The following is a 24,873-nucleotide window of genomic DNA, read 5'->3' as shown; positions in this document are numbered from 1 at the left end:
TTTGATAGACTGTAAAAAGGGCTTGGCTAATGTGGCTAGGGTGGCCAAGAAGATGACATAAATTTGATCCGAAATAGCCTATGGTATGACAAAATATACGAATTGTATATGATAAATCCAAAACCAAATATATAGACTAGATATAATAAAGCTAAACCAGATACAATAAAAACCGATATATGCAAATTTCTACAAAGTAAATTCTAAATTCCGGCCTTCTCAAATGTCTAAATTTATCCAGTCTCAAGTCAGCCTAAATTTACAAGTCAAACTCTACAAATTTCTAAATTTTACTCTGGAAAAGACGATATTTGTTTTAACTATCTTACAAAGGATTTGAGATGATAGGTGGCGTAAACGGAGCTAATGTAAATTTATATAGCGGCTTTCAAAACATTAGGGAGCAAAGTGCTAGCCATATCAAGCCTAGTGCGGACGAAAATTCTTTAAATTTATCATCTCAAAAATTAGCCAAAAACACCAATCAGATAAATTTAGGTCGCACGAGCGAGAGTAAATTTAACAAAGATGATGAGCCACTAAAATTTGCTAAAGACAACTCGCTCACAGGCATGGCCGCTAATGGCAAGATAAGCATCTGGGGCAAGCTCATGGGATACGACAAGCAAATGAGTCAAGATGAGATAAACGAGCTTAAAAGCTTTGTTAGTCAGACCGAGGCGCTTGGTTTTGGAAGGCTTTACGAATCGATCATCGGATACTATCCAACAAACGTCGATCTCTTCGCAAAAGAGTACACGTCAAAAGATGATAGCGGCACCTTGCTCGGACTTGGCCGCAAAAGCCACGTGGAGGGCTTTGAGATACTGGATAAGGACATGAGCGTCGAGGAGTTTAAGGACAAGTGGCTGGACTATGCGCTGAGACAATATCTTGGCGAGAGGGTCGGCGTTGAGAGTATTACGATAGGCAAGAAGGCTATCTCAATGCTAACTAGCACGAACAAGCCACCGATAGAATATGAGACAATGCAAAGTATAAATTTCACTGACGATGAGAGCAGGCAGAGATTTTTAACGCTGATGAAGGCTGGTATGAAGAGTGGCGCGAAATTTAAAGAGGTGATAGAGGGCGTGCTGTCGCTTTACAATGTGCAAAACACCGACAAGCTTGACGGCAACAAGGTCTATGCCTCAGTGATTGGCCGAAGCGAGAAACTAGCGACCTACGATATCAATAAAGATGAGAAATTTGCCTATCTTAAGGAGCTGATGCGCCTTGAAAAAAACGGCATAGACATACTAAAGCTAATGGAGAAAAGCCAAAAAAAGCGAAATTTAGACGTAAAAGTCTAGCCGTTTTCTTATAAATTTAACCTCCAAAGCCATCTTTTTACTTTCAAGTGATACAATTTTGATTTTAATTATTACATTTTGCTTTAAATTTGACGGGAGTTTTCATGAAAAAAGTGGTTTGGTTAAATCCTGTTGTAAAAAGTATCTACGACTTTGCAGCACTTAAAGAAATTTTGCAAGACAAAGGTTTTAGCGTAGTAGAGTGTGAAAAAGACCACGTTAAAAGCGTAAAAAACGCATACAAAAACGCTCTTGCGCAAAGTGAGCTTATTTACGATAGCCGCTGTCCGAGGGCTGTAAATTTCATCAGGGCAAATTTCAAAGAGCAGGCCGATCTCATCTCAAATTTAAACCCCATTTTAATAGAAAGCGCGCTTGAGCTAAGCGCAAAGCTAAAAGAGAACGAGTGGCTTTACGTGACCACACCTTGCGAGGACTTGGCAGAGCTTGGCAGGGGGCTAAATTTGGAGCGAACCACATTTTTGACATGGAAAAGCTTTAGGGAGCAAAACGCTATAAATTTAAAGATGCGCAACATCGAGCAAAGTCCGATACCGCCGGGATTTTTCACAAATTTGGACGTAAAAACACTAAGTCTTAGCAGTAAAGAGAAGATAGAAAACGCCCTTTCATATAAATTTAGCGAGCTTAAAAACTACCAGATCATCGAGCTTTTATACTGCGAAAACGGCTGTCACAACGGAGATGGGCTGTGAAAGAAATTTTTAAAAAGAGCATTTTGATCCTAGCGATCTTTGCCATCTGGCAGGTCGTTTGCGAGCTAGAAATTTTCACACCATATATCTTGCCAAGTCCGATAGCTACGATAAAAACGATGTGTAGCATGAGCCTAAGCGGCGAGCTTGCTACGCACACCATTATCAGCTTTAAGCGCATATTTGCAGGATATGCTCTCTCGTTTGCCTTGGCGCTCGTGCTTGGCGGTATAGCGGCACTTTTGCCAAAGATCAGCGTTTATTACGAGTGGATACTGGAGTTTTTTAGAAATATCCCGCCGCTTAGTTTGATCGCCATTTTGGTGCTTTGGTTTGGCATAAACGAGATGCCAAAGATTATTATCATCATCCTAGCCTCGTTTTTCCCGATGTTTCTAAGTATCCAAAAGGGGCTAACGAGCTGCGATATAAAGCTCATCGAGGTTGGCAAAATTTTTGGCTTTAGCAAATTTGAAATTTTTTACAAGATCATCTTAAAAAGCGCGCTAAAAGATATCTTTGTCGGCATGCGAATAGGCTTTGGCTACGCCATGCGCGCGATCATCGGAGCGGAGATGATAGCGGCTTCAAGCGGACTAGGCTACTTAATCCTTGACGCAGAAGAGCTCTCACGCGCGGATAGAATATTTGTGGGCATTTTTACGATAGGCATTTGCGGCGTGCTCATAGATAGGCTGTTTTTGCTTTTGATAGCTAAATTTAGCCTTTTGCGAGGTGAAAAATGATAGAAATTTCAAATTTATCCAAGCATTTTTTTATAGGCGAAAAGCGTATCGACGTTTTGAGAGAGCTAAATTTGAGCATAAAAAAAGATAAGATCACCGTCATACTCGGCAGAAGCGGATGCGGTAAAACTACGCTTTTACGCCTTATCGCTGGTCTTGAGAGCGTAAGCCTTGGCGAGATAAAATTTAAAGAGCCAGCAAAGATCGGCTTCGTCTTTCAAGAGCCCCGTCTTATGCCATTTCTAAACGTCTATGAAAATATCGTTTTTGCGCTTAAAACGCATGAGATTGAAGCCTCAAAGATCGATAGTTTGATATCGATGATAGGACTTAGCGACTTTAAATTTGCCGCAGTTTCGCAGCTCTCTGGCGGTATGAGCTCGCGCGTTTCGCTTGCTAGAGTTCTTGCGTATGAGGCAAATTTGATCCTAATGGACGAGCCGTTTGCCGCGCTTGATGCGTTTACTAGAGCTAGCATGCAAGCTGAAATCTTAAAAATACAAGCTGGCAAAACCATCCTTTTTGTCACTCACAACATCGACGAGGCGCTATTTTTGGCTGACGAGATCATCTTGCTTGAAAAGGGCGGGATAAAGTCAAACTACGAGCTATCAAATTTAGCAAGGCCAAGAGATCTGCTAAGCGAGGAGCTAATAGCTATAAAACGCAAAATTTTGAGTGAAATTTAGGCAAATAAAATGATAATTAAAACCAAAATGAAGCAAAAGATTATATAATCTTGAAAATTTTTAAAAGGAGTAAATATGAGAAAGTTTTTCAAGGTTTTGTGTGCGGCCTCTTTGCTTTGTCTAGTCGCAAACGCAAGCGAGGGCTTAGATAAGATCGGCATGACCTACGTCAAATCGCCCCTAAACGTCCCATCGATCGTCGATAAATTTAAAGGCTTTTATGCAAAGTCTTTTGGCGTGCCAGTCGAGTACTCCGAGATCACCTCGGGTGCGAAACAAACGCAAGCGCTCGCTTCAAATTCGCTCCAGTTTTTAAACTGCGTGGGCGGCACTTCGGTCATACTTGCAGCGGCAAATAAGGCTGATATAAAGATCATAAGCGCCTATTCAAGGGCGCCAGAGGCTTTTGTGATATTTTCTAAAGATAAAAACATCAAGTCGCCAAAAGATCTAAAAGGCAAAAAAGTAGCAGGCCCAAAAGGCACTATCTTAAATGAGCTTTTGGTTAGATATCTAGCGCTTGGCGGTCTAGGCATAAATGACGTAGAGTTTATCTCTATGGGCATCCCAGCTGCGCAAGCCGCACTTGAAAACGGCAGCGTCGATGCAGCGCTTCTTGCAGGACCAGCGGCCTACAACGCTCAAAAATCAGGCCTAAATGTAGTGACAACTGGCAAAGGCGTCATCACTCCAGTCATCGTCACGGCAACAAGCGGAGAGTTTTATAAAAAGCACAAAGATGTGGTTGAGAAATTTAAAAAGGCTCAGGATGAAATTTTGGCCTACATCAAAGCAAACGAGGACGAAGCGCTTAAATTTACAGCCGAAGAGACTGGGCTTAGTATAGAGGCGGTAAAGAGCATGTATCCTCAGTACGACTTTAGCTCAAAGATCACGGCTGATGATATAAAAGCGCTTGAGGCTACGCAAGAATTTATGCTTGAAAGCAAGATGATAGAGCATAAAATCGATATAAAATCATTTCTACTAAACTAAATTTAAAGGGCAAATTTGCCCTTTTTTCTCACAAAAACCACCAAAATTTAAAGCCAAAACGCCCCAGCAAAAGCCTAGAAAACGTTTGTTTGCACTTTATCTGCTATAATAGCTAAAAAATTTAAGGAAAAAATATGATCCCATTTAGTGATGAAGAGCTTTTAAAGCCAGTGACTGCGAGTTTGCAAAAGGTGCTACCTATGCTTGAAAATGACGGCGGCGGCATGGAGCTACTTGGCATAAAAAACGGCAAAATTTACGTAAGGCTCACAGGACATTGTCACGGATGTGCAGCCAGCACGACCACGCTAAAATACGGCATCGAAAGGCAGCTTCGCATCGACATTCATCCAGAGCTTGAGGTCATAAACGTCCCAATAGGCGAGGAATTTGACATTGATGGATTATAAAAAAGTAGGCATAAAGCACTTTAAACGATCTAAATTTAAAGATGCGATCTTTTACTTTTCGCTAGCCTACGAAAAGACACGCGAGAAGGATCTGCTATTTTTGATACAAATTTGCTCTCTTGGCGAGGAAAATGCCGAGGAGGCAAAGCTCTTGTTTGACTACTACATGGCGAAGGTAAGAGCCGGCGAGGACGACGAGGGCGTGGAGGAAATTTTAAAAATTTTAGAGTCCAGAGACGAGGAGAGCGAGTATTTTGAAGAGCAAGACGCGATCAGCTACGAGGACTTTAAAAGGGCTGTTTATAAGGACGGCAGCTTTAAAAAGGTCTTTGAAAACATCATGTTCTCAACCAAGGTGATGATCTCAAACAAAGACGATTTTTTGGAATTTTTAGGAAATTTGATAAAAAATGACTTCATCGATATGAGCATGAACTACCTTGAGAGTGCGGCGGTGATGTTTGGCGGCGACGAGCGTATAGATCAGCTTTTTAAAGAGATACAAAAAAGACAAAACGATGAAAATATCAGTAGAAAATAGCTTCATAACAGATGACTCAAACGAGTGCGAGCAGGGTGCATACTTTGTGCAAACCACTGCAAATGCGAAATTTGCAGAGGCTGCGGTAAAAAAGGGCGCTAAAATAATCACCCTTGAAGAGTGCAAAAAGCTTTTAAAAATAGATGAAAGCTTAAAGATAGTTGGCATCACAGGGACAAATGGCAAGACCACAACGGCTGCGGCTATCTACGAGACCCTGCGAAAGTTAGGCAAAAAATGCGGGCTAAGTGGCACTAGAGGGGCTTTTATAGAGGGTGAGCAGATAGATGACAAGGCGCTTACGACAAGTGCCATTTTAAAGACGCTCTCATATCTCAAAGCAGCCAGCGAACAGGGCTGTGAGTACTTCGTGATGGAGGTTAGCTCACACGCGATCGCTCAAAAACGCATAGAGAGCTTAAATTTTGCTCTTAAAATTTTTACAAACCTAACGCAAGATCACCTAGACTACCACAAGAGCATGGAGGAGTACGCTAGGGTAAAATCAAGCTTCTTTGACGATGAGAGCGTAAAACTCATAAACATTGACGATGGTGGAGTTAAATTTAACCCAAAAAACGCCTACACATACGCACTCAAAAAGCCAGCTAGCTTTGCGCCGATAGTTTATGGGCTAAAAGACGGCATAGACGCAGTTATCAAGACGCCAAATGGCGATGTGGAGATAGACTCAAGCCTTCAAGGCGAGTTTAATCTCTATAACCTAATCGCCGCTCTTGGAGCTGTTTGCCTGCTAGAGCGCCCAGAAGCGGCCGCACTTTCAAAGGCGATAAGTAAATTTAGGGGAGTGAGTGGCAGGATGGAGGTCGTTAGCACCGATCCGCTAGTCATCGTAGATTTTGCCCATACACCAGATGGCATAGAAAAGGTGCTAAACTCGCTTAGACATCTAAATTTGATCGCAGTCTTTGGCGCAGGCGGTGACAGAGATAGGACAAAGCGCCCTAAAATGGGAGCGATAGCCCAAAAATACGCAAGAATTTGCATAGTCACAAGTGACAATCCAAGAAGTGAAGAGCCAGAGAGCATAATAGACGAAATTTGCGCTGGCATGAGCCAAAATGAAAATTTGATACGAAACGCCAACCGCAAAGAGGCGATCGCTCTAGCCATTAGCAAGCTAGAGCCTGGCTGGGCGCTTGTCATACTTGGCAAAGGCGACGAGCCATATCAGGAGATAAAGGGCGTCAAGCACCCATTTAGCGACAAAGAAGTAGTGCTTGAAATTTTATGTAGATAACTTTTGAAAGGAAAAACGATGAAAATTTTAAATTTAGCCTTTACGGCTACTTGCGTTGCACTATTGCTAGGATGTGCCACTGCTCAAAAAGAGCTGCAAAAGCCAGAATCTAGTGCAAACCAAAAGAGCTATCTAGTGAGCAACCTACCTCAAAATATAGAGTATGACGGCCAAATTTATCACCAAAAATACCAAAATGAATTTACGGTGGAGTATTATTTGGAAGATGAGGGTGGCTATGGATGGAGTAAGCTAATCAGCGTTACCTATGCGCCAGGCATCAAAAACATAGATGATTTTATAACAGCGATAAAAAAAACCACAGATCCAAAAAAGGGCAAATTTAAGATAGAAAAGATAGGTAGCGACAGCTCTTACCGTGAGGAAATTTACTATCCAGAGCCAAATAATCCAAAATTTAACAGCTACGAGATAACACTAGATGTTACAAAAACGAGCGAGTGTGGGCTAGTCGGCGTATCTTTTGCCAGAAATTTCAAAACTCTTGACGATCTAGAAAAGACGCTAAAGGCAGAGAAATTTAACGAGAAATTTTTAGCAAACAGACCAGTGATAGAGTGCAAATAAACTAAACAAGGCAGAAAATGACAATAGAAATTTTAGCTAGCAAGATCCACAGAGCCGTCGTAACAGACGCAAATTTAAACTATGTTGGCTCGATCAGCATCGGCGAGGAGCTTATAAAGGCTGCAAATTTGATAGAAAATCAAAAGGTTGAAATTTTAGATGTAAATAATGGCGAGAGATTTGCCACATACGTGATAAAGGGCAAAAAAGGCGAAATTTGCCTAAACGGCGCAGCTGCTAGAAAGGTCTGCGTAGGAGACGTGGTCATCATCGTGGCGTATGCTAGTATGAAATTTAAAAAGGCTAAGAAATTTAAGCCAACCATCGTGCACGTAAATAACAAAAACGAGATCATAAAGGAGTAGGCGATGTTTGAGGGATTTGACTTTTCAAAGATGGGGCAGATGCTTGAAGATGTGCAAAAGCAAGCCAAGCAGATGGAAGAAGAGAGCAAAAATAAAGAATTTGGCGCAAAAAGCGGCGGTGGGCTGGTGAGCGTTAGAGCAAATGGCAGCGGCGAGATACTTGATATCAGCATAGATGATAGCTTGCTTGAAGATAAAGAGAGCATGCAAATTTTGCTAATAAGCGCCGTAAATGACGTGCTAAAGTCGGTTGAGGCCGATAAGAAAAACACCGCTTCAAGGATGCTTGGCGGCCTTGCTTCGATGGGGATAAAATGAGACTAAAATATAAATTTGCCCTTGCTTTTTTGCTATCAGCACTTTGCTTAAACGCCGATCCTAGGCCTACACAAGAGGACTTTAACGCCTGCTTTGAAAAGAACAAAAACTCAATCGTCTCAGTTAATAAACACTTTGGCGTGGCTATCACTAAAAATTTGATCGCAGTGCCAAAAAGTGAGGGAGCGCCACTTGGTGAATATGTCAAATTTGACCCGTATTTACAGCTCTTTTTGGTCCGCTCTAGCAAGGAGCTAAGCCCTGTTGTGATGGCTGATGAGACCAACGAGGAGCGCATAAAAAAGAGCACTTGGGTTGGCATCTTAAATGACGCAAACAACACCGTCATGGGTCACATCAAGTCTTTAGGGCAAAATTTAGGCGACTTTGACACACTAAGCTTCGAGTATAACGCGACTGGCGAGATAAACACGCCTTGTTGCAAGATGATAGGCATAGCTGTTGGAGCTGATAAATTTATACCAAATCGCTATCTAAAGCACTTTGTATCTTACGATGACGTATATTACGGCGATATCGGCGTGAAATTCTTGCAAAAAGAGGATAAATTCTTTGTGGGCCTTGTTGATCCACTGGGTCGCGGCAAGATGATGATGGTTGATGATGAGCTTGTTAGTGTAAATGGCATAAAACCAAAGAGCCTAAGAGAGCTAAATGAGATGGTGCTTTTTGCTCCAAAGGGCGCAAAACTGGACATCATCGTGAAGCGTGATAGGCAAGAGCTACTCTTTCAAGTGCCAGTAAGCGGGGATGTGAAATTTAACCAAAGCCTAGACATTGACGCTCCTTCAAGCCTCGATCTGCCAAATTTAAATGTCATGCCAAAGTCGCCTGAGAGCTTGCTAGATGATAAAGTTTTGGTGGATTATGGTATCACGGTTGATAAAAATTTAGTAGTTACAAAGGTCGAGCCAAAGTCAAATGCTGACATCTTTGGCATTAAAATAGGCGATAAAATTTTAGGCTACAACAAAGAGAGTGTGAGTAACCGCGAGGAGCTTTTAGAAAAGATCAGCGACCTGCAAAATTTCGTGCTTTTATTTACTAGAAACGACTTTCAGTTCTTTGCAAGAGTGCCAAAATGAGCCTACTTGAGGACTTCGTAAAATTTCTAAATGCAAATTTGCCAAAGGCGCCGAGCTTTCATCCTTACTACGAGGAGGCGCTTGGCGTTATGCTAAAGGCTGGAGGCAAGCACTTTAGGGCGCTTTTGCTTCTTGGCGTGGTCGAAAACGTGGATAAAAGCCTCACGCAAAAGGCGATGAGAGTGGCTTTGGGGCTTGAGATGATGCACACATACTCGCTTATCCACGATGATCTGCCTTCGATGGATAACGCAAGCCTAAGACGCGGCACACCAACGCTTCACGTCACATACGACGAGACTACTGCCATACTTGCAGGAGATGCGCTAAATACGCATGCTTTTTATGAAATTTCACGCGCTGAGTTGCTAGCTGACACTCGTATAAAATGCGTTGAAATTTTAAGCCAAAATGCTGGCGTTAGCGGCATGGTGCTAGGTCAGGCGCTTGATTGTTTCTTTGAAAATACAAACAAAGAGGACATCAAAAGGGCAAAGGCTAAATTTGGCCTCTCTGGCAAGATGCTAAGCCTTGATGAGCTAGTCTTTTTACACATCCACAAGACTGCAAAGCTCATCGCTGCTAGCCTAAAAATGGGCGCTGTGATAGTAAATTTAGACGAAACAGAGTGCGAGAAAATTTATGATATCGGCCTAAAACTTGGGCTTGCTTTTCAGATACAAGACGACATCATCGATCTTACAAGCGACGAAGCGGCCGCTGGAAAGCCCGTGCATAACGACTTAGCTAAAAACTCATTTACAAATTTACTTGGTCTATCTGGTGCAAAAAAGAAAAAAGATGAGCTTATTTGCGAGATAGAAGAGGCACTAAAACAAGTAGATACAAATATCGCAAAGATGATCTTAGAGCTTACAGACAAGCATCTAAGATAGTGCGTAAATTTCGTAAATTTATATCACTTTTTAGACATTTTGGGCAAAAATGCAAGGCAAGTTTTAATCACTTTTTTGTATAATCTGACGCAATAAAAAGGAGATCATATGCTAAAAAAACAAGCCGATACTATAAGATTTTTGTGCGCTGATATGGTGCAAAACGCTAACAGCGGACACCCAGGTGCTCCTATGGGCCTAGCCGATATCATGGTGGTTTTAAGCAACTTTTTAAAACACAACCCTAAAAATCCAAAATGGCTAAACAGAGATAGGCTCGTTTTTAGCGGTGGTCACGCATCAAGCTTGGTTTATAGCTTCTTGCACCTAAGCGGCTACGATCTAAGCCTAGATGAGCTTAAGAAATTTCGCCAACTTGGCTCAAACACCCCAGGACACCCAGAAATTCACACTCCAGGCGTTGAGGTGGCTACTGGCCCACTTGGTCAAGGCGTAGCAAATGCAGTTGGTCTAGCCATGGCAGAAAAATACGCTGCAAACGTGCTAAATGAGTCAGATAATAAAATAATCGATCATAAAATTTACTGTCTTTGCGGTGATGGCGATCTTGAAGAGGGCATAAGCTACGAGGCATGTTCAATCGCAGGAAATTTAAGACTAGACAACCTTGTGCTCATCTACGACTCAAACAACATCACGATCGAGGGTGACACAGCGATCGCATTTAGCGAGGACGTCAAGGCGAGGTTTGAAGCGCAGGGCTGGGAGGTCGCACGCATCGACGGACACGACTACAACCAGATCGAATTTGCACTTGAGCAAGCAAGCGAGAAAGAGTCGCCATATCTCATCATCGCAAACACACACATAGCACGCGGCGCAATGGAGCTTGAAGGCAGCCACCACAGCCACGGCGCGCCACTTGGCGAAGAGATCATCAAAAAGGCAAAGGCCGCAGCTGGCTTTGACCCTGAGAAGAAATTTGCTATCGACGAGGACGTGCTTTTAAGATTTAGAGGCGCAGTTGAAAAGGGCGATCTTGAAGAGGCGATGTGGAACAAAAAGGTTGAGGCGTTAAGCATTGAGGGCAAAAATTTATTAAACTCACTTCTTAACCCAGACTTTAGCAAGATCGAATTTCCAGACTTTAGCGACAAAAAGCTAGCCACAAGAGATACAAACCACGTTATTTTAAACGAGATAGCTAAAAAACTTCCTGGCTTTATCGGTGGTAGCGCAGATCTTGCTCCTTCAAACAAGACTGAGCTAAAGGGCATGGGCGACTTCCCAAATGGCAAAAATATCCACTACGGCATCAGAGAGCACGCCATGGCAGCGATCAATAACGGCATCGCCAGATACGGCCTTTTCTTGCCATTTTCAGCGACATTTTTCATCTTCAGCGACTATCTAAAGCCAAGTGCGAGGATAGCAGCGCTAATGGGCATCAAGCACTTTTTTGTCTTCACACACGATAGCATCGGCGTTGGCGAAGATGGTCCGACACATCAGCCTATCGAGCAGCTTAGCACATTTAGAGCGATGCCAAATTTCTACACTTTTCGCCCAGCTGATGGCAACGAAAACGCAGCTAGCTGGCAAGTGGCTCTAAATTTAAACGCTCCAAGCGCATTTGTGCTTAGCCGCCAAGGGCTTGACCCACTTGCAAAAGGCGAATTTGGCGAGGTTAGCAACGGCGCATATCTTTTAAGCTCGGCAAAAGATGCAAAGATCACATTTATAGCAAGCGGCAGCGAGGTCTCACTCTGCGTAAAAGCAGCCGCACTTCTAGCTGAGCAAGGTATCGGTGCAAACATCGTATCAGCACCTTGTTTTGATCTGCTTTGCGAGCAGCCAGCTGAGTATGTGGCTAGAATTTTAGATAAAAATACAACCATTATCGCAGTTGAGGCCGCAACTGGCTATGAGTGGTATAAATTTGCCGACGCAGTTTATGGCATGAACAGCTTTGGCGCTAGCGGCAAGGCAAATGAACTATTTGACCACTTCGGATTTACTCCGCAAAAGCTTGCAAATTTTGCTAGCGAACTTATATAAAATTTAACTTTGGGGAGTAAAATCCCCAGCTGCAATCTAAAATCAAAAAAAGGCATTTTATGGAAATTTCTCACGTTATCGTTTTGGCCTTGGTGCAAGGCATAAGCGAGTTTTTGCCGATATCAAGCTCGGCTCATCTCATCTTGGTGCCAAAGCTACTTGGCTGGCCAGATCAAGGGCTTGCTTTTGACGTGGCAGTGCATGTTGGTACGCTAAGCGCGATACTTTTTTATTTTAAAGATACGATTTTTAAGCTGCTTCGCGACTTTTTTGCCTCGATAGCACAAAGAAAGATGGTGGGCGATAGCTTGCTTGTCTGGTGCGTGGGATTTGCCACTATCCCGGTTGGCATCTTTGGACTTTTGTTCAACAACGTGATCGAAGAGTACGCAAGAAGCGGCGTTGTGATCGCTGTTACTACGATCATCTTTGGCATCGCACTTTACTTTGCTGATCTTCGCTCAACAAACAAAAGCGAATACGAAATGACCATAAAATTTGCTCTTATTATAGGCTTAGCGCAGGCTGTGGCGCTCATCCCTGGCGTCTCAAGATCAGGCATAACGATGACAGCGGCCTTGTTTTTGGGCTTTAGCCATAAAGGCAGTGCAAATTTCTCATTTTTACTTTCGATACCTGTCATCATACTAGCTGGCGGACTTGAGAGCATCAAGCTTATAAAAGATCCAAACGCCTTGCCTTGGAGCGACATCGCCCTTGGCGTCATCATAAGTGCAGTTAGTGCTTATATCTGCGTGAAGCTATTTATGGGGATCATCTCAAGGATCAGGATGCTTCCTTTTGTCATCTACCGCTTGATCTTGGGTGCGTTTTTGCTCTATCTATTTTTATAAATTTAAGTGATGAAAAGGGCTAGGCTAAGACCTAGCCAAAATGATAAATTTGCCAAAAAGCTTGGCAAATTTACTCCTCTTTTTTATCTTTTTTTATGACGTTTATGAAGTCTTTTGCAGCTTGATAGGCTCTGTCGCCAAATTTCTTAGCTTCTGATTTTATATCCATTTGTTTGATGTCTTCAAGCTTGTTGTTCGCCTTTTTCTCAAACTCTGCGATATCTTGTTTGAGGCCTTCAAGCTTGTCATTTGCGTCAAAATTTAGCTTTAGCTTTTTGCTCTTGTCGTTTAGCTCTTGTTTTAGAGCTTCAAATTTATTGTTTGCCTCGCTCATAAGCTTTGCAACGCCGTTTGATTTTAGCTCTTCAAGCCTTGAGCTGATCTGCTCCATCGCTTGATCGCTTATGCGTTTAAATTTTGCTAGATTTGTATCAAGCTCGCTATTTATCACGCTTTCGATCTCGCTTTTAGCCACGCCGTCAAATTCATTTTCAAGCTCTTTAAGAAGCGCTATAAACTCTTCATCCACGTTTTTTAAATTTAAAAGCTGTGAGTTTAGTCTTAGCTCATCTGGGGCAAATTTCGCCTCATCTTTTAGCTTTTCAATAGCCCTTAAAATGCCATCTCTAGTGCCATTTATCGCGCCTTTTATGAGCTCTTTTGCAAATATATGCCCCTCATTTGCTAAATTTCCAGCTGCACTGATGATATTTTTTGAAATTTCAAACATTCGCTCTTTGCTAAACTCTCCGCCTCTTATCGCAGCGTAGGTCATATTTTTAGCTATCGCGCCAGCAGTCTCTTCGACATCCTTTGCGCCTTCAAGCGTCGTTAAAAAGGCGATTTGAGCACTCTCTTTTAAGATGCCAAGCATCCTTGTTTCTCTGATAATGGCGTTGTTTAAAAGCTCTAAAATTTCCTCTTTTTCGCCAAAATCTCTATCTTTTACGACCTCTTCAGCTGCTTCAAATGAAATTTTTAGCCTATTTTTTATCTCTTCACGCTTTGCTTCGATGGCCCTATTTATCTCATCCCTTTTATCAAATAGCTCATAAAGCTGCTTCTCTTCGCCGCTAACTAGGGCCTGATTTATCCCCTCCATAGCGCTTTTTAGGTTTTTAGCATTTATGAGGCTCTCTTTGTCCATCTTGTCGTAAAGCTCGTTCATCTTTTGCTTCAAAAGATCAGGCAGTGTGTTTTCGTCTTTGTCTGAGACATCCCTAAAAAAGTCGTTGCAAAGAGCCTTTATGCTAGTAAGTAGCCCCTCGCTATCTTTATAATCACGTAAATTTTGTTCAAGTTTATCCATATTTTTGCCTTATAAAACGTATTTTGCTTCGTGTTTTAGCGCTGAAAAAATCTCTAGCCTCTCTTCTTCGCTTAAAACTATCACAGCTAGATCGTAGCTAGCGTATTTTTTATCTTTGCTAAATTTTGAAAAAACTAGCTTAAATTCTCTATCTTTTACTATCTCTTTTACCTTCTCTTCGGCATTTACGCCAGCGTCAAATATCACTTTATACTTCCAGTGTGTTGGGTAGTCGATTTTTGCCTTTTTATTATTTAGATCGCATATATTCGCCACTTTTGCCTCCTGTTTTGCTCTCTAGCACGATGTTATCTATCTCCATGCCCTTATCTATGGCTTTTACCATATCGTAAATGGTTAAAAGTCCCACGCTCACGCCTGTTAGCGCCTCCATCTCAACGCCTGTTTTGCCCTCTATCTTGACGCTCACATAAAGCTTAAAAGCGCAAATTTCAGGCAGCTCCTCGATGTCACAATCCACACCCAAAATGGCCAGTGGATGGCACATAGGTATTAGCTCGCTTGTCTTTTTAGCGCCCATTATCGCAGCGACGACGGCTGTTTGGATGACTGGGCCTTTTTTGCCGGTATTTTCTTTGATCGCCTTAAAAGCATCTTTGCTCATTTTGATGATCCCGCTAGCAGTTGCTACTCTTTTAGTTGGATCTTTTGGGCTTACATCGACCATCTTTGGACGGTCTTTTTCATCTAAATGTGTTAGCATTATCTCTCCTTTTTTTGGTGGATTATAGCCTATTTAAACAAATTTAAGTTATCAGCAAATTTAAGCAAAAAATATCAAAAAAACCTAGAGTAGCCCTCGCTCAAAACGCAAGAGAAAATTTTTATTTCTTAATATAATTATATAATTTAAATAATTTTTAAAGAAATATTTATAATTTAAAATTTTTAATGCAAAAAAAGCCTAAAATACAGATTTTTTTACAGATAATAAATTTTTATCAAAAAAATATTTCTATCCATTAAATTCCAAAGTCTATTTATTGTAAATGGCAAAATTTAAAAAAAATTATTGATATTTTTCTTTAAAAGCTTAAGAAAACAAATTAACTTCTAATTTGCTTTTAAGATATGAATATGTATATTTTTGTTAATTTTAAATTTACGATGAAAGCAACCTAGATAATGAAATTTCTGCTATGTCTTAGCTTGTCTTTTATAGCGCTTTTTGCCGAGGGTAAGGGCTGTTTCGTCGATGAAAATAGTCAAAACATCATCTTTGTAAAAGATGGCGAGACAAAAAGCCTAGGCTTAAAGGAGAAAATTTACAAAGATCAAAGATGTGCTTTTGATGAGAGCTCTTTTTACGTTGCAAATTTAAACAACGAGATCGTAAGGGTAGCTAGCGAGAAGGAATTTTTATTTGCTCTGCCAAATGTTGGCTGTAAGGTTTCAAATATCTTGCTAGAAAAAGAGAAAATTTATGTCGCCTGCGATATGGCAAATGTCGTAACGATCGCCATTTTTGACAAGAGTTCTAAAAAATTTATATCAAAAAATTTTAACAATATTTATAAAATTTCTAGTTTTTTACCGCTTGGTGAGGGAGCATTTTTTACTAGCTTTAATGGCAAGGCGTTTTTGCTTGATAGCAAGCTTAACGTAAAAGAGCAAAAAAACGTTGGTTTTGCGCCGATAAGTGCTTGTAAATTTAGTGATGATGAAATTTTCATAGGCTTTAAAAATGGAGAAATTTTAGATCTTAAAAGTGGAGCTAAAAAGCAAGTTTTAAGATCTAAAATTTCAGCTCTTGCTTGTGCGGGAGATGAGGTTTTGGTAGCTAGCGAGGACGGAGTGATCTATAAATTTGACAAAAGCTTTAAGCTAAAGGGCAAAAAAGAGCTTTTTAGTGGCGAGATAAAAGAAATTTTTATAGATAAAAACGTGCTTGTTGGCGTGGATCTAGGCAATAAGACAAAGAGTTTAGAGATAAATTCATTTTAAAAAGGAGAGTAAATGCAAAAGTTATTTTGTGTCGCAAGTGCTGCACTGCTTGGGCTATCTTTAACTGCTGCTTGTGCTGCTAGTAGTGACCTTGAAAAAGTCATGAAAGAGCGCGGGCTAAGCGAAAAAGATGTCCTTGCAGCTGCTAAGACTTACCAGCCAAGCGGTAAAAAAGATGATTTCATCGTCTTTTCATCTGGCGGGCAGAGTGGTCAAGTGCTAGTTTATGGCGTTCCGTCGATGAGAATTTACAAATACATCGGCGTTTTCACCCCAGAGCCTTGGCAAGGATATGGCTATGACGATGAGTCAAAAGCTGTTTTAAAACAAGGCAACATCAGGGGCAAAGAGATAACTTGGGGCGATACGCACCACCCAAATTTCACTGAGAAAAATGGTGAGTATGTTGGTGATTATCTATTTATCAACGACAAGGCAAACCCAAGGATCGCTGTTATAAATTTAAAAGACTTTGAGACAACTCAAATGGTCGTAAACCCTATCATGAAGAGTGAGCACGGCGGTAGCTTCATCACTCCAAACAGCGAGTACGTCATCGAAGCTAGCCAGTACGCAGCTCCACTTGATGATAACTATCACTCAATGGACGACTACGAAGCTGTCTATAGAGGCGCTGTGACATTTTGGAAATTTGACTATCCAAAAGGCAAGATCGACGAGAAAGCATCTTTCTCACTTGAGCTTCCTCCATACTGGCAAGACCTAAGCGACGCTGGTAAGGGCGAGAGCTACGGCTGGGGCTTTACAAACTCAATAAATAGCGAGATGTATACAGGTGGTATCGAAAAAGGTCTTCCTCCATTTGAGGCAGGTGCTAGTAGAAATGACACCGACTTCTTGCACGTTTATAACTGGCAAATTTTAGAAAAACTTGCACAGGATAAGAAAAACTACAAAGTTGTAAATGGTCACAGGGTAGTTACAATAGAAGCTGCTGTAAAAGCTGGAGCACTATTCTTGATCCCAGAGTCAAAGAGCCCACACGGTTGTGACGTAACACCAGATGGCAGATACATCATCGTTGGTGGTAAGCTTGATACTCACGCATCAGTTTATGACTTTAAAAAGATCAAAGAGCTAATCGACAAAAAAGAGTACGCTGGCACTGACCCATACGGCATACCTATCTTAGATAGAGAAAAGACAATGCACGGACAAGTCGAACTTGGCCTTGGACCACTGCATACATCATTTGATTCACAAGATGGTGTAGTCTATACTTCACTTTACGTTGATAGTCAAATCGTAAAATGGGACTACAAAAATTTAAAAGTGCTTGATAAAGTAAATGTTCATTACAACATCGGTCACCTTGACACAATGGAGGGCAAATCAGCAAAACCAGTTGGCAAATACGCAATCGCACTTGATAAACTTTCAATCGATCGCTTCAACCCAGTTGGCCCACTCCATCCACAAAACCACCAGCTAATCGACATCAATGGTCCAAAAATGGAGCTAATCTACGATATGCCAATCCCACTTGGTGAGCCACACGACGTTGTTTCAATAGCTGCTAGCAAGCTAACTCCAGCGCTTACTTACAACATGGGTACAAACTCAAGAACAGGCGAGGCAAGCCCATTTGCAACACTAGCTGGTCAAGAAAGAGTTGAGAGAAACGGCAAAAACGTAACTGTCTATGCAACAATGATCAGAAGTCACATCAACCCAGAGCACATCGAGGTAAATAAAGGCGATAATGTAACAATTCACCTAACAAACCTAGAGCGCGCTCAAGACGAGACTCACGGCTTTGGCATCGACCTTTACAACATCCACGCTTCACTTGAGCCTGGCAAAACTGCTTCAGTAAATTTCGTAGCTGATATGGAAGGTGTCTTCCCATATTACTGCACCGAGTTTTGTTCAGCACTTCACCTTGAGATGATGGGTTATTTGCTTGTTAAAGATCCAAATAAAAAATATGAATCTGCAAAAAATAGCAAGCTAAAAACTCTAAGCCCAGAAGCTCTAAAAGCCGAGTACGACAAAGTAATCGCAACTAACAAAGCAACTGATGATGTTATCCAAGAGGTTGTTAAATACCTAAAAGAGAAACATTATGAGAAATATCCAAAAGTAAAAGCTTTGGTTGATGACGCACTTGATCAATACGGTCACATCAAAGAGGTAAAAGCTAAAGCTGACGAAGCTTACAAAAAAGGCGACGTAAATGGCGCTATCCTTTGGGAGTACCAAGTATGGCAATACATGGTAAAAACTGCTGACGTTGGTCTAAGAGCTAAAAATAACCTAGCTAAAGAGATCGCAACTCCGATGAGCCCAGCTGCTGCAAAAGGTGAAGAGGCTTATCTAAAAGGCGGATGTAATGGTTGCCACGTTATCGGTCAAGTAAGCTCAGGTCCAGACCTAACTGGCGTCTTACTAAGACATGAAAATGGCGAAAAATGGGTAGCAGACTTCATAAAAGATCCTGCTAAATTCTATAACGATGACTACGTTAAAGCGATGATTGACTTCTTTAAACTTAGAATGCCAAATCAGCATATGAGTGACGAAGAGATCAAAAATATCATCGAGTATCTAAAATGGATAGACGAAAACGCAGGTATGTAGTTTTAAGGGGCATTTTTGCCCCTTTTAAATTTTAAAATTTAACTTTTGCTAGGCTAAATTTTAAAATTTAAAGGAGAGATTATGAGTAAATATAAAATTTATACCATTGTTGCACTTATCATCATGAGCGTTTGTTTTACTCTACCAGTTCTTGGCTGGCATGGAGCTAAAGAGCGTATAGCTAACGGCGACGAGCTACCATCTTATAGCTACACTATCTACGATCTTTATAGCTCATTTCAGTATAAAAACCACCTTTTGCCAAAAGAGGTAGCAAGTGATCTTCATAAGATGATTGAGCAAAAAGCAGAGATCGGCACGCCATCTCTTCCTATCTGGTATGTATCTCTTGAAGCGCCAAACTATCCAAAGGCAGCCTTTCCAGATGGCATCCCAGTATATTTTCACGTAGATGGATATAGTGGCGACGTGCACGAGATGAATACGATAAACCACTACATCGGCATGTATCCTATGGAGCATGGCGGCAATGTCGAGCGAGCCATCGCACCTTATTATCTACTTATCGCCACACTTTGCATGCTTGCATTTTTATACTATGACGGTAAATTTAACTCGCTTCTCATGGTGCCAACCATCATCGCACCTGTGCTATTTATGAGCGCATTTGTGGGCTGGCTATATTGGTATGGACACAACATGCAAGAGTGGGGTGCCTTTAAGATCAAGCCATTTATGCCAACCGTTTTAGGCGATGGTAGCGTGGCACACTTTACAACTCACTCTTATCCGACCATCGGCTTTTGGGTGATGATGGTGATGAGCGTGCTTTGCATACTTGCGGTCTTTTCAAAGAAAAAAGAGCTAAATGCGTAAATTTTCTAAATTTGCCCTTGCTTTTTTGCCACTTTTTGGCTTTGCAAACGTCCTTCAAGATGCGATAAATAACGCTAGCCCTGGCGATGTGATAAAGCTAGGGGACGCTGTTTATGAAGGTGGTATAACGATAAATAAACCTCTTAGCATCATCGGTGAGGGCAAAAACGCCCATATAAAGGGGAGTGGCAAAGGCAGCGTTATAAAGATCATCGCTTCAAATGTGACACTTAAAAATTTAAAAATAAGTGGCAGTGGCAATGACCTTGGCGAGCTTGACGCTGGCATAGGCTGTGACAAGGCAAATAACGTAGAAATTTCTAAAAACGACATAAGCGACGTGCTTTTTGGGATTGATTTTAAAGAGTGCAGTAGCTCAAAGATCACTGAAAACAACATCACCTCAAAAAAAGGCGCTAGCCTTGGCTTTAGAGGCGATGCGGTGAGACTTTGGTATAGCCATGAAAATTTGATCGAGCACAACAATATCCGTGACAGCCGTGACATGGTCGCATGGTACGCAAGTCACAATAAATTTCTAAGCAACAAAGCAGTTGGCAGCAGATACTCGCTTCACTTCATGTATGCTAATCAAAATTTAGTCGAAAATAACGAATTTATCGGCAACGCTGTTGGTATGTTTTTTATGTATTCGGCTGGCTCAAATATAAAAAATAACCTCGTTATGGATAGTGACGGCGCTTTTGGCATCGGCATCGGACTAAAGGACGTGTCTGACTTTACGATAGAAAACAACACACTTATCTATAATGCGCGTGGCATATTGCTTGATAACTCGCCCTTTCAGCCAGGATCAACTATAAATTTTATAGGCAATAAAATTTTACACAACGTAGTTGGCGTCTATTTTCACGCCACGCAAGGCACAAGTATCTTTGAAAACAACGACTTCATCGGCAACATGGACATCGTCGTAAACGACACCCCAGGCGAAAAGATGCTACTAAATAGATGGAGCAAGAACTACTATGATGAGTATGAGAGCTTTGATAGAGATAAAGATGGCTACGGCGACACGCCATTTTTGCACCTCTCATACATCGATCAGCTTTGGCAGTACTATCCAAATTTGCAGTTTTTCTATGGCTCAAGCGTCTTTAGCGTCTTAAATTTCTTAGCTAAACTCGCTCCATTTTCTGAGCCGATAAAGCTACTTGAAGATAGTTCGCCTAGGATAAAACCGCTTGATGTTTCAAATTTCAACGCTTTAAAGGCGAAACGTGGATAGAAGAAATTTTATGATAATTGGCTCAGCCGCAGCGGTGGCTGGATACGCCATAGGCAAGTTTTTGCCAAAAAGTAGTGGCGATAAGCTCTATCTTAGACCGCCAGGTGCTGTTGATGACTTTGATGATCTTTGCGTAAAATGCGGTCAGTGCGTGCAAGTCTGCCCATATCACAGCATAAGCTTACTTGATATAGAAGATGGCTACTCAAGTGGCTCAGCTCACATCGACGCCAAAGAGCGAGGTTGCTACTTGTGCGACCTTTTCCCATGCGTGCTAGCCTGTCCTAGCGGTGCGCTCGATCACGCGACAAAGGTCGTGGGCGATGTCAAAATGGGCGTTGCAGTTTTAAGTGACACGGCTGCCTGTTTGAGCGTGAAAAGAGAAAATTTAAGCGAAGCTGGCGTTAAGCATCTGCTTGATCGCAAAGCCTATAACGACAGAGAAGAGGCGCTAAAAGATAAGATAAAAGGCAAGATCGGTCAAATTTGCGATCTTTGCGTCACGCTTTGCCCAGTTGGCGATAGCGCGATAGCAATGAGCGAGGCAAATTTGCCGCTCATAAAAAATGGCTGCGTAGGTTGTGGCGTTTGTGCTGAGGTCTGCCCAGCAAAGATCATAAATATCGCCCCAAAGATGAGCTATGATGAAATTTACAAGGAGAAAAAATGAGAGCAATAATACCTTTAATAGCTGCTGCGTTGCTATTTGTCGGCTGTGAAAAGAGTGAGGACAAAGCGCAAGAGGCTGCTAGCGAGCAAGGCGCAAAGGTGGCGACAAGCGCTAGCATAAAGGTCGAAAAAAATGAAAACAACGAGAGTGCAAATAAGCAAAATGAATTTATAAAATACGATATGCACGGCGAAAAAAGCGTTAAATTTGGACTTGAAGATAACAACGTAAGCCGCCAGATCGGAGCGCTTGCCATGGTAAAAAGCCCGCTTCAAAGTATAAATTTAAGGCTTATAAAGGGCAGACTTAGCAAGGACTTCATCACTAAGTGCTCAGCCTGCCACGACGACTATGCAAACGGCATCATCGGACCATCTCTTCTAACAAAGAGCGAGGATGAAATTTATAAGATGATAAACGCTTATAAAAACAAAGAGAAAGTAAATGTGCTGATGCGTGATCTTGTTAAAAAGATGGATGAGAGTGAGATTAGAAAATTAGCCAAAGAGATAAGCGATTTTAATGCGCAGTTTAGGAGCAAACAATGAAAATCGGAAAAATCATAACGATCATTTTAGCGGTGCTAATATGTGGCATCATGGTGTTTATGCTAAGCCAAACTCCGCCTAAAAAGGAGAAAGTAGAAGCTAGCGTTCAGCCAAAAGTGGAGCAAAATATCTCAAAAGAGCAGTCAAAGTCTAGCGAGGAATTTGCCAGCGAAGATGAGCTAAAAAAGGTAAAAGAGCTAAGCCTAAGCGTGGCTAAGACGCAAAATGAAGGCGTTAGCAGGCAATACCTAACCTCTTGCGCACCATGTCACGGCGCAAATGGCAAGGGTGTCGTAGCGCCTGATATCACCCATCTAAGCAAAGAAGATCTGCTTAAAAAACTAGCTGATTACAAGGCTGGCAAGGTGCAAAACACGCTTATGAAGGGACTGCTTACAAACGTTAGCGACAGCGATCTAAACAGCCTTGCTGATGAAATTTCTAAATTTAAAAAGTAAAAATGGATAAATATAACGTTCGAGCGACGGTTAGAAACGTAAGCTTTCTAAGCACGCTAATAACGACTACAAAAGATGGCAAAAAGCGCCCAAGCATACGTTTTTGGCGTATTTTTACCATCGTGCTAGTTCATCTTTTATTTGTGCTCTCTTATAGGGTCGATGTGCAAATTTTAGAGGGCGACATTAGCGCCTCAAGGATACTTGGCTTTCACTTAGCAGACGTCTTTATGAGCTTGCAAGTCTTTTTGGCAACGCATGAAATTCATGTAAATTTACTAATCGGCTCGCTTAGTATCCTAGCCTTTTACATCATTTTTGGTGGCAGGGGCTTTTGCTCGTGGGTTTGCCCGTATTCACTTATAAGCGAGATAGCTGAAAAAATTCACGAAAATTTACGCGCCAAAAAGATAGTAAAACCGCGAGTTTTTGACACAAAGTGGCGATACGCTTTTACCATTTTGTTTTTGGCTCTTAGCTTTGCTAGCTCAAGTCTTGTCTTTGAAATTTTTAACGTCGTTGGGATATTTTCAAGATTTATCATCTATGGCTACTTTCACGCTATCTGGCTTGTTGTAGCTATGCTTGTGGTTGAGATTTTCTTCTCACGCAGGGCTTGGTGCAGATATGTCTGCCCTGTTGGAGCGACCTATTCTCTACTAGCAAAGCCAAATGCGATAAAGGTCAGCTGGGATAAAGAAAAGTGCGATCATTGCTTGGTTTGCACTGATGTTTGCCTAGTGCCACACGTGCTTTTTATGACAAAAAAGGGCGCAAAAACTGATGATGGTAAAAAGCTCTTTAGGATAGCAGGCGCTGACTGCACGCTTTGTGGCAGGTGTATCGACGTTTGCCACCAAGATGCACTTAAATTTGACAACGGCTTTAAGAAACTCATATAAGGAAATTTTTTGATAGATATAAAAGAAGTAACGAAAATTTTTGGCTCGCAAAAGATACTTGATAGCGTCAGTCTAAATGTAAAAGCTGGCGAAAAGATAGCGATACTTGGGCAAAATGGAGCTGGTAAAAGCTCGCTCATGCGTATCATCTTGGGCGAGTTCGTGCCAAATAGCGGAAGCGTCGCGATAAATGGCGTAAATACTCTAAAAGATAGAAAAGAGGCGCTAAAGTTTATCTCATTTGTGCCGCAAACCCCGCCACCACTTAAATTTAGCCTACGTGAGCTTTGCGAGTTTGTCTGCAAAAGCTCAAATGTCAAATTTGAAGATATTGAGAAATTTAGCAAGCTTTTAGAGCTTGACCTGCATGCAAATTTAAACAAGTCCTTTTATAAGCTCTCTGGCGGTATGAAGCAAAAGATGTTAATAGCCATCGCATTTGCCAAAGATAGTGAAATCTTGATGTTTGACGAACCAACGGCAAATTTAGATGTAAAAGCAAGGGAGTCTTTTAAAAATTTGCTCGATAATTTCACGCAAAATAAGACGCTAGTTTTCATCTCGCACCGCATAGACGAGATCGCTCATTTGCTTGATAGATGCGTCTATATGGACCTTGGCAAGATCATCAAAGAAGAAAATTTAAGGAGCAAGAGTGAATAACCTTTTTTTAATAGCAAAACTAGACGTCAAAGAGTCGTTTCGCTCGAGGTGGTTTGCGATCTATGCGCTTCTTTTTTCTGCTTTGATGATAGGATTTTTATTTAGCGGAGTGACCGACTCACGCGTGCTAGGCTTTTCTGGGCTAACAAGGGCGCTACTTTTGTTTATACAAATTTGCGTCATCATCGTGCCGATATTTATCCTAATTTCAACCGTTAGAAGCATAAATCAAGACAGGGACACAAACCTGCTTGAGTACGTGCTAAGCTTCCCGCTAAGCCTTAAAGAGTACTACTTTGGCAAGGCGCTTGGGCGGACGTTTGTCGTTTTTGTGCCGCTTTTGTTCTCGCTTTTGCTTTGCGTGGTGGTTGGCTTTATAAAGGGCGTGTCGATACCTTGGGGCGTGCTGGTGCTTTACTTTGGCCTACTTTTTAGCCTAAGTATCGTATTTTTGTCGCTTGGCTTTTTCATCTCAAGCCTTATCAAAAACCAAGAAACAGGACAAGGCGTGGCGTTTTTGCTCTGGCTTATCATGCTGGCTTTTATCGACCTAGCGCTCATCGGGCTGCTTATGCGAAGCTCAGTCGATGAGTACATCATCTACTCTATCGCGATGTTAAATCCGATCGAGCTTTTTAGGATAGCAGCGCTTAGCCTTTTTGATCCAAATTTAGCAGTCATCGGCACTGCGTCTTACTTTATCTTAGGCACATTTTCAAAAGCGACTTTCGTAGCTTATGCTATCATCTATCCTTTGGTGCTTGGCGCGATCTTGCTAGTTTGCGGCTATTTGGGCTTTAGCAAGAGAGATCTTGTTTGATTGTTTTTTGTTAAATAAGAGTTGGCTTTA

Annotated in this window: 28 protein-coding genes; 25 read left to right on the top strand and 3 right to left on the bottom strand. The window is 41.6% G+C overall.

What is annotated here, in order from left to right:
- The first annotated feature begins 341 nt into the window (after positions 1-341).
- The 15 genes from CVT00_RS09345 to CVT00_RS09275 all read left to right on the top strand — a co-directional run bounded on the left by CVT00_RS09345 (position 342) and on the right by CVT00_RS09275 (position 12,821).
- A complete protein-coding gene (locus tag CVT00_RS09345) occupies positions 342-1,316 on the top strand; it encodes a hypothetical protein (protein ID WP_021087226.1) in 975 nt (324 codons plus the stop codon).
- A 104-nt stretch (positions 1,317-1,420) separates the two neighbouring features.
- Complete coding sequence (locus CVT00_RS09340) at positions 1,421-2,032, top strand: hypothetical protein (RefSeq protein WP_103557792.1); 612 nt, start codon at positions 1,421-1,423, stop codon at positions 2,030-2,032.
- Positions 2,029-2,778, top strand: a complete 750-nt coding sequence (locus tag CVT00_RS09335) for an ABC transporter permease (protein WP_103557793.1) — start codon at positions 2,029-2,031, stop codon at positions 2,776-2,778. Before CVT00_RS09340 ends, CVT00_RS09335 begins: the two co-directional genes overlap by 4 nt.
- Positions 2,775-3,467 (top strand): ABC transporter ATP-binding protein, encoded by a 693-nt coding sequence (locus CVT00_RS09330; RefSeq protein ID WP_103557794.1) that lies wholly within the window; start codon positions 2,775-2,777, stop codon positions 3,465-3,467. Before CVT00_RS09335 ends, CVT00_RS09330 begins: the two co-directional genes overlap by 4 nt.
- A 75-nt stretch (positions 3,468-3,542) precedes the next feature.
- On the top strand, positions 3,543-4,463 hold the full coding sequence (locus CVT00_RS09325; RefSeq protein WP_103557795.1) for an ABC transporter substrate-binding protein: 921 nt from the start codon (positions 3,543-3,545) through the stop codon (positions 4,461-4,463).
- Positions 4,464-4,597: 134 nt separating this feature from the next.
- The gene (locus CVT00_RS09320; RefSeq protein WP_103557796.1) at positions 4,598-4,873 is read left to right on the top strand and encodes a NifU family protein; all 276 of its coding nucleotides are present in this window, start codon (positions 4,598-4,600) and stop codon (positions 4,871-4,873) included.
- The gene (locus tag CVT00_RS09315) at positions 4,860-5,414 is read left to right on the top strand and encodes a histidine kinase (RefSeq protein WP_103557797.1); all 555 of its coding nucleotides are present in this window, start codon (positions 4,860-4,862) and stop codon (positions 5,412-5,414) included. Before CVT00_RS09320 ends, CVT00_RS09315 begins: the two co-directional genes overlap by 14 nt.
- A complete protein-coding gene (locus tag CVT00_RS09310; RefSeq protein WP_103557798.1) occupies positions 5,392-6,675 on the top strand; it encodes a UDP-N-acetylmuramoyl-L-alanyl-D-glutamate--2,6-diaminopimelate ligase in 1,284 nt (427 codons plus the stop codon). Before CVT00_RS09315 ends, CVT00_RS09310 begins: the two co-directional genes overlap by 23 nt.
- 18 nt (positions 6,676-6,693) lie before the next feature.
- Positions 6,694-7,263, top strand: coding sequence for a hypothetical protein (locus CVT00_RS09305; RefSeq protein ID WP_103557799.1), 570 nt, complete (start codon positions 6,694-6,696; stop codon positions 7,261-7,263).
- A 17-nt stretch (positions 7,264-7,280) separates the two neighbouring features.
- Positions 7,281-7,628 carry an aspartate 1-decarboxylase gene (gene panD / locus CVT00_RS09300; protein ID WP_103557800.1) on the top strand — a complete coding sequence of 116 codons (348 nt, stop codon included), beginning with the start codon at positions 7,281-7,283 and terminating at the stop codon, positions 7,626-7,628.
- A gap of 3 nt (positions 7,629-7,631) precedes the next feature.
- On the top strand, positions 7,632-7,946 hold the full coding sequence (locus tag CVT00_RS09295; RefSeq protein ID WP_002941513.1) for a YbaB/EbfC family nucleoid-associated protein: 315 nt from the start codon (positions 7,632-7,634) through the stop codon (positions 7,944-7,946).
- A complete protein-coding gene (locus CVT00_RS09290; protein ID WP_103557801.1) occupies positions 7,943-9,052 on the top strand; it encodes a DUF7488 domain-containing protein in 1,110 nt (369 codons plus the stop codon). Before CVT00_RS09295 ends, CVT00_RS09290 begins: the two co-directional genes overlap by 4 nt.
- Positions 9,049-9,948 (top strand): polyprenyl synthetase family protein, encoded by a 900-nt coding sequence (locus CVT00_RS09285; protein WP_107915831.1) that lies wholly within the window; start codon positions 9,049-9,051, stop codon positions 9,946-9,948. Before CVT00_RS09290 ends, CVT00_RS09285 begins: the two co-directional genes overlap by 4 nt.
- A gap of 108 nt (positions 9,949-10,056) precedes the next feature.
- The gene (gene tkt / locus CVT00_RS09280) at positions 10,057-11,967 is read left to right on the top strand and encodes a transketolase (RefSeq protein ID WP_107915829.1); all 1,911 of its coding nucleotides are present in this window, start codon (positions 10,057-10,059) and stop codon (positions 11,965-11,967) included.
- Between the two features lie 59 nt (positions 11,968-12,026).
- Positions 12,027-12,821, top strand: a complete 795-nt coding sequence (locus CVT00_RS09275) for an undecaprenyl-diphosphate phosphatase (protein WP_002941660.1) — start codon at positions 12,027-12,029, stop codon at positions 12,819-12,821.
- A 70-nt stretch (positions 12,822-12,891) separates the two neighbouring features.
- Here the strand turns inward: CVT00_RS09275 and CVT00_RS09270 are convergent, their stop codons facing one another.
- Genes CVT00_RS09270 through moaC form a run of 3 tightly spaced genes read right to left on the bottom strand, consistent with a single transcriptional unit; the run spans position 12,892 to position 14,857 of the window.
- A complete protein-coding gene (locus CVT00_RS09270) occupies positions 12,892-14,130 on the bottom strand; it encodes a hypothetical protein (RefSeq protein WP_107797376.1) in 1,239 nt (412 codons plus the stop codon).
- A gap of 9 nt (positions 14,131-14,139) precedes the next feature.
- The gene (locus tag CVT00_RS09265; protein ID WP_107915827.1) at positions 14,140-14,406 is read right to left on the bottom strand and encodes an HP0495 family protein; all 267 of its coding nucleotides are present in this window, start codon (positions 14,404-14,406) and stop codon (positions 14,140-14,142) included.
- The gene (moaC, locus tag CVT00_RS09260; RefSeq protein ID WP_180543840.1) at positions 14,381-14,857 is read right to left on the bottom strand and encodes a cyclic pyranopterin monophosphate synthase MoaC; all 477 of its coding nucleotides are present in this window, start codon (positions 14,855-14,857) and stop codon (positions 14,381-14,383) included. The genes CVT00_RS09265 and moaC overlap by 26 nt, the downstream gene beginning before the upstream one ends.
- A gap of 419 nt (positions 14,858-15,276) precedes the next feature.
- Here moaC and CVT00_RS09255 point away from each other — a divergent pair, with 419 nt between their 5' ends.
- From CVT00_RS09255 to CVT00_RS09210, 10 genes are all read left to right on the top strand, one after another.
- The gene (locus CVT00_RS09255; RefSeq protein ID WP_107916050.1) at positions 15,277-16,095 is read left to right on the top strand and encodes an ATP-dependent protease; all 819 of its coding nucleotides are present in this window, start codon (positions 15,277-15,279) and stop codon (positions 16,093-16,095) included.
- Between the two features lie 12 nt (positions 16,096-16,107).
- The gene (gene nosZ, locus CVT00_RS09250) at positions 16,108-18,696 is read left to right on the top strand and encodes a Sec-dependent nitrous-oxide reductase (RefSeq protein WP_107916052.1); all 2,589 of its coding nucleotides are present in this window, start codon (positions 16,108-16,110) and stop codon (positions 18,694-18,696) included.
- Positions 18,697-18,777: 81 nt separating this feature from the next.
- The gene (locus tag CVT00_RS09245) at positions 18,778-19,533 is read left to right on the top strand and encodes a hypothetical protein (RefSeq protein ID WP_054197257.1); all 756 of its coding nucleotides are present in this window, start codon (positions 18,778-18,780) and stop codon (positions 19,531-19,533) included.
- Complete coding sequence (gene nosD / locus CVT00_RS09240; protein WP_107916054.1) at positions 19,526-20,782, top strand: nitrous oxide reductase family maturation protein NosD; 1,257 nt, start codon at positions 19,526-19,528, stop codon at positions 20,780-20,782. Before CVT00_RS09245 ends, nosD begins: the two co-directional genes overlap by 8 nt.
- Positions 20,775-21,452, top strand: coding sequence for a 4Fe-4S dicluster domain-containing protein (locus tag CVT00_RS09235; protein ID WP_103579330.1), 678 nt, complete (start codon positions 20,775-20,777; stop codon positions 21,450-21,452). The genes nosD and CVT00_RS09235 overlap by 8 nt, the downstream gene beginning before the upstream one ends.
- On the top strand, positions 21,449-22,000 hold the full coding sequence (locus tag CVT00_RS09230; RefSeq protein ID WP_103559173.1) for a c-type cytochrome: 552 nt from the start codon (positions 21,449-21,451) through the stop codon (positions 21,998-22,000). The genes CVT00_RS09235 and CVT00_RS09230 overlap by 4 nt, the downstream gene beginning before the upstream one ends.
- The gene (locus CVT00_RS09225; RefSeq protein WP_103559174.1) at positions 21,997-22,458 is read left to right on the top strand and encodes a c-type cytochrome; all 462 of its coding nucleotides are present in this window, start codon (positions 21,997-21,999) and stop codon (positions 22,456-22,458) included. Before CVT00_RS09230 ends, CVT00_RS09225 begins: the two co-directional genes overlap by 4 nt.
- Before the next feature lie 2 nt (positions 22,459-22,460).
- Positions 22,461-23,360, top strand: a complete 900-nt coding sequence (locus tag CVT00_RS09220) for a NapH/MauN family ferredoxin-type protein (RefSeq protein WP_103559175.1) — start codon at positions 22,461-22,463, stop codon at positions 23,358-23,360.
- A 9-nt stretch (positions 23,361-23,369) separates the two neighbouring features.
- Entirely contained in the window at positions 23,370-24,023 is a 654-nt protein-coding gene (locus CVT00_RS09215; protein ID WP_021083997.1) for an ABC transporter ATP-binding protein, read from the top strand.
- Positions 24,016-24,843, top strand: a complete 828-nt coding sequence (locus CVT00_RS09210; RefSeq protein WP_103559176.1) for an ABC transporter permease — start codon at positions 24,016-24,018, stop codon at positions 24,841-24,843. The genes CVT00_RS09215 and CVT00_RS09210 overlap by 8 nt, the downstream gene beginning before the upstream one ends.
- The last annotated feature ends 30 nt before the right edge of the window (positions 24,844-24,873 follow it).

The sequence above is a fragment of the Campylobacter concisus genome (assembly GCF_003048675.2).
Taxonomy (GTDB): Bacteria; Campylobacterota; Campylobacteria; order Campylobacterales; family Campylobacteraceae; genus Campylobacter_A; species Campylobacter_A concisus_F.
Note: the sequence above shows the minus strand (reverse complement) of the source record. Positions and strands in the feature narration are given on the sequence as shown.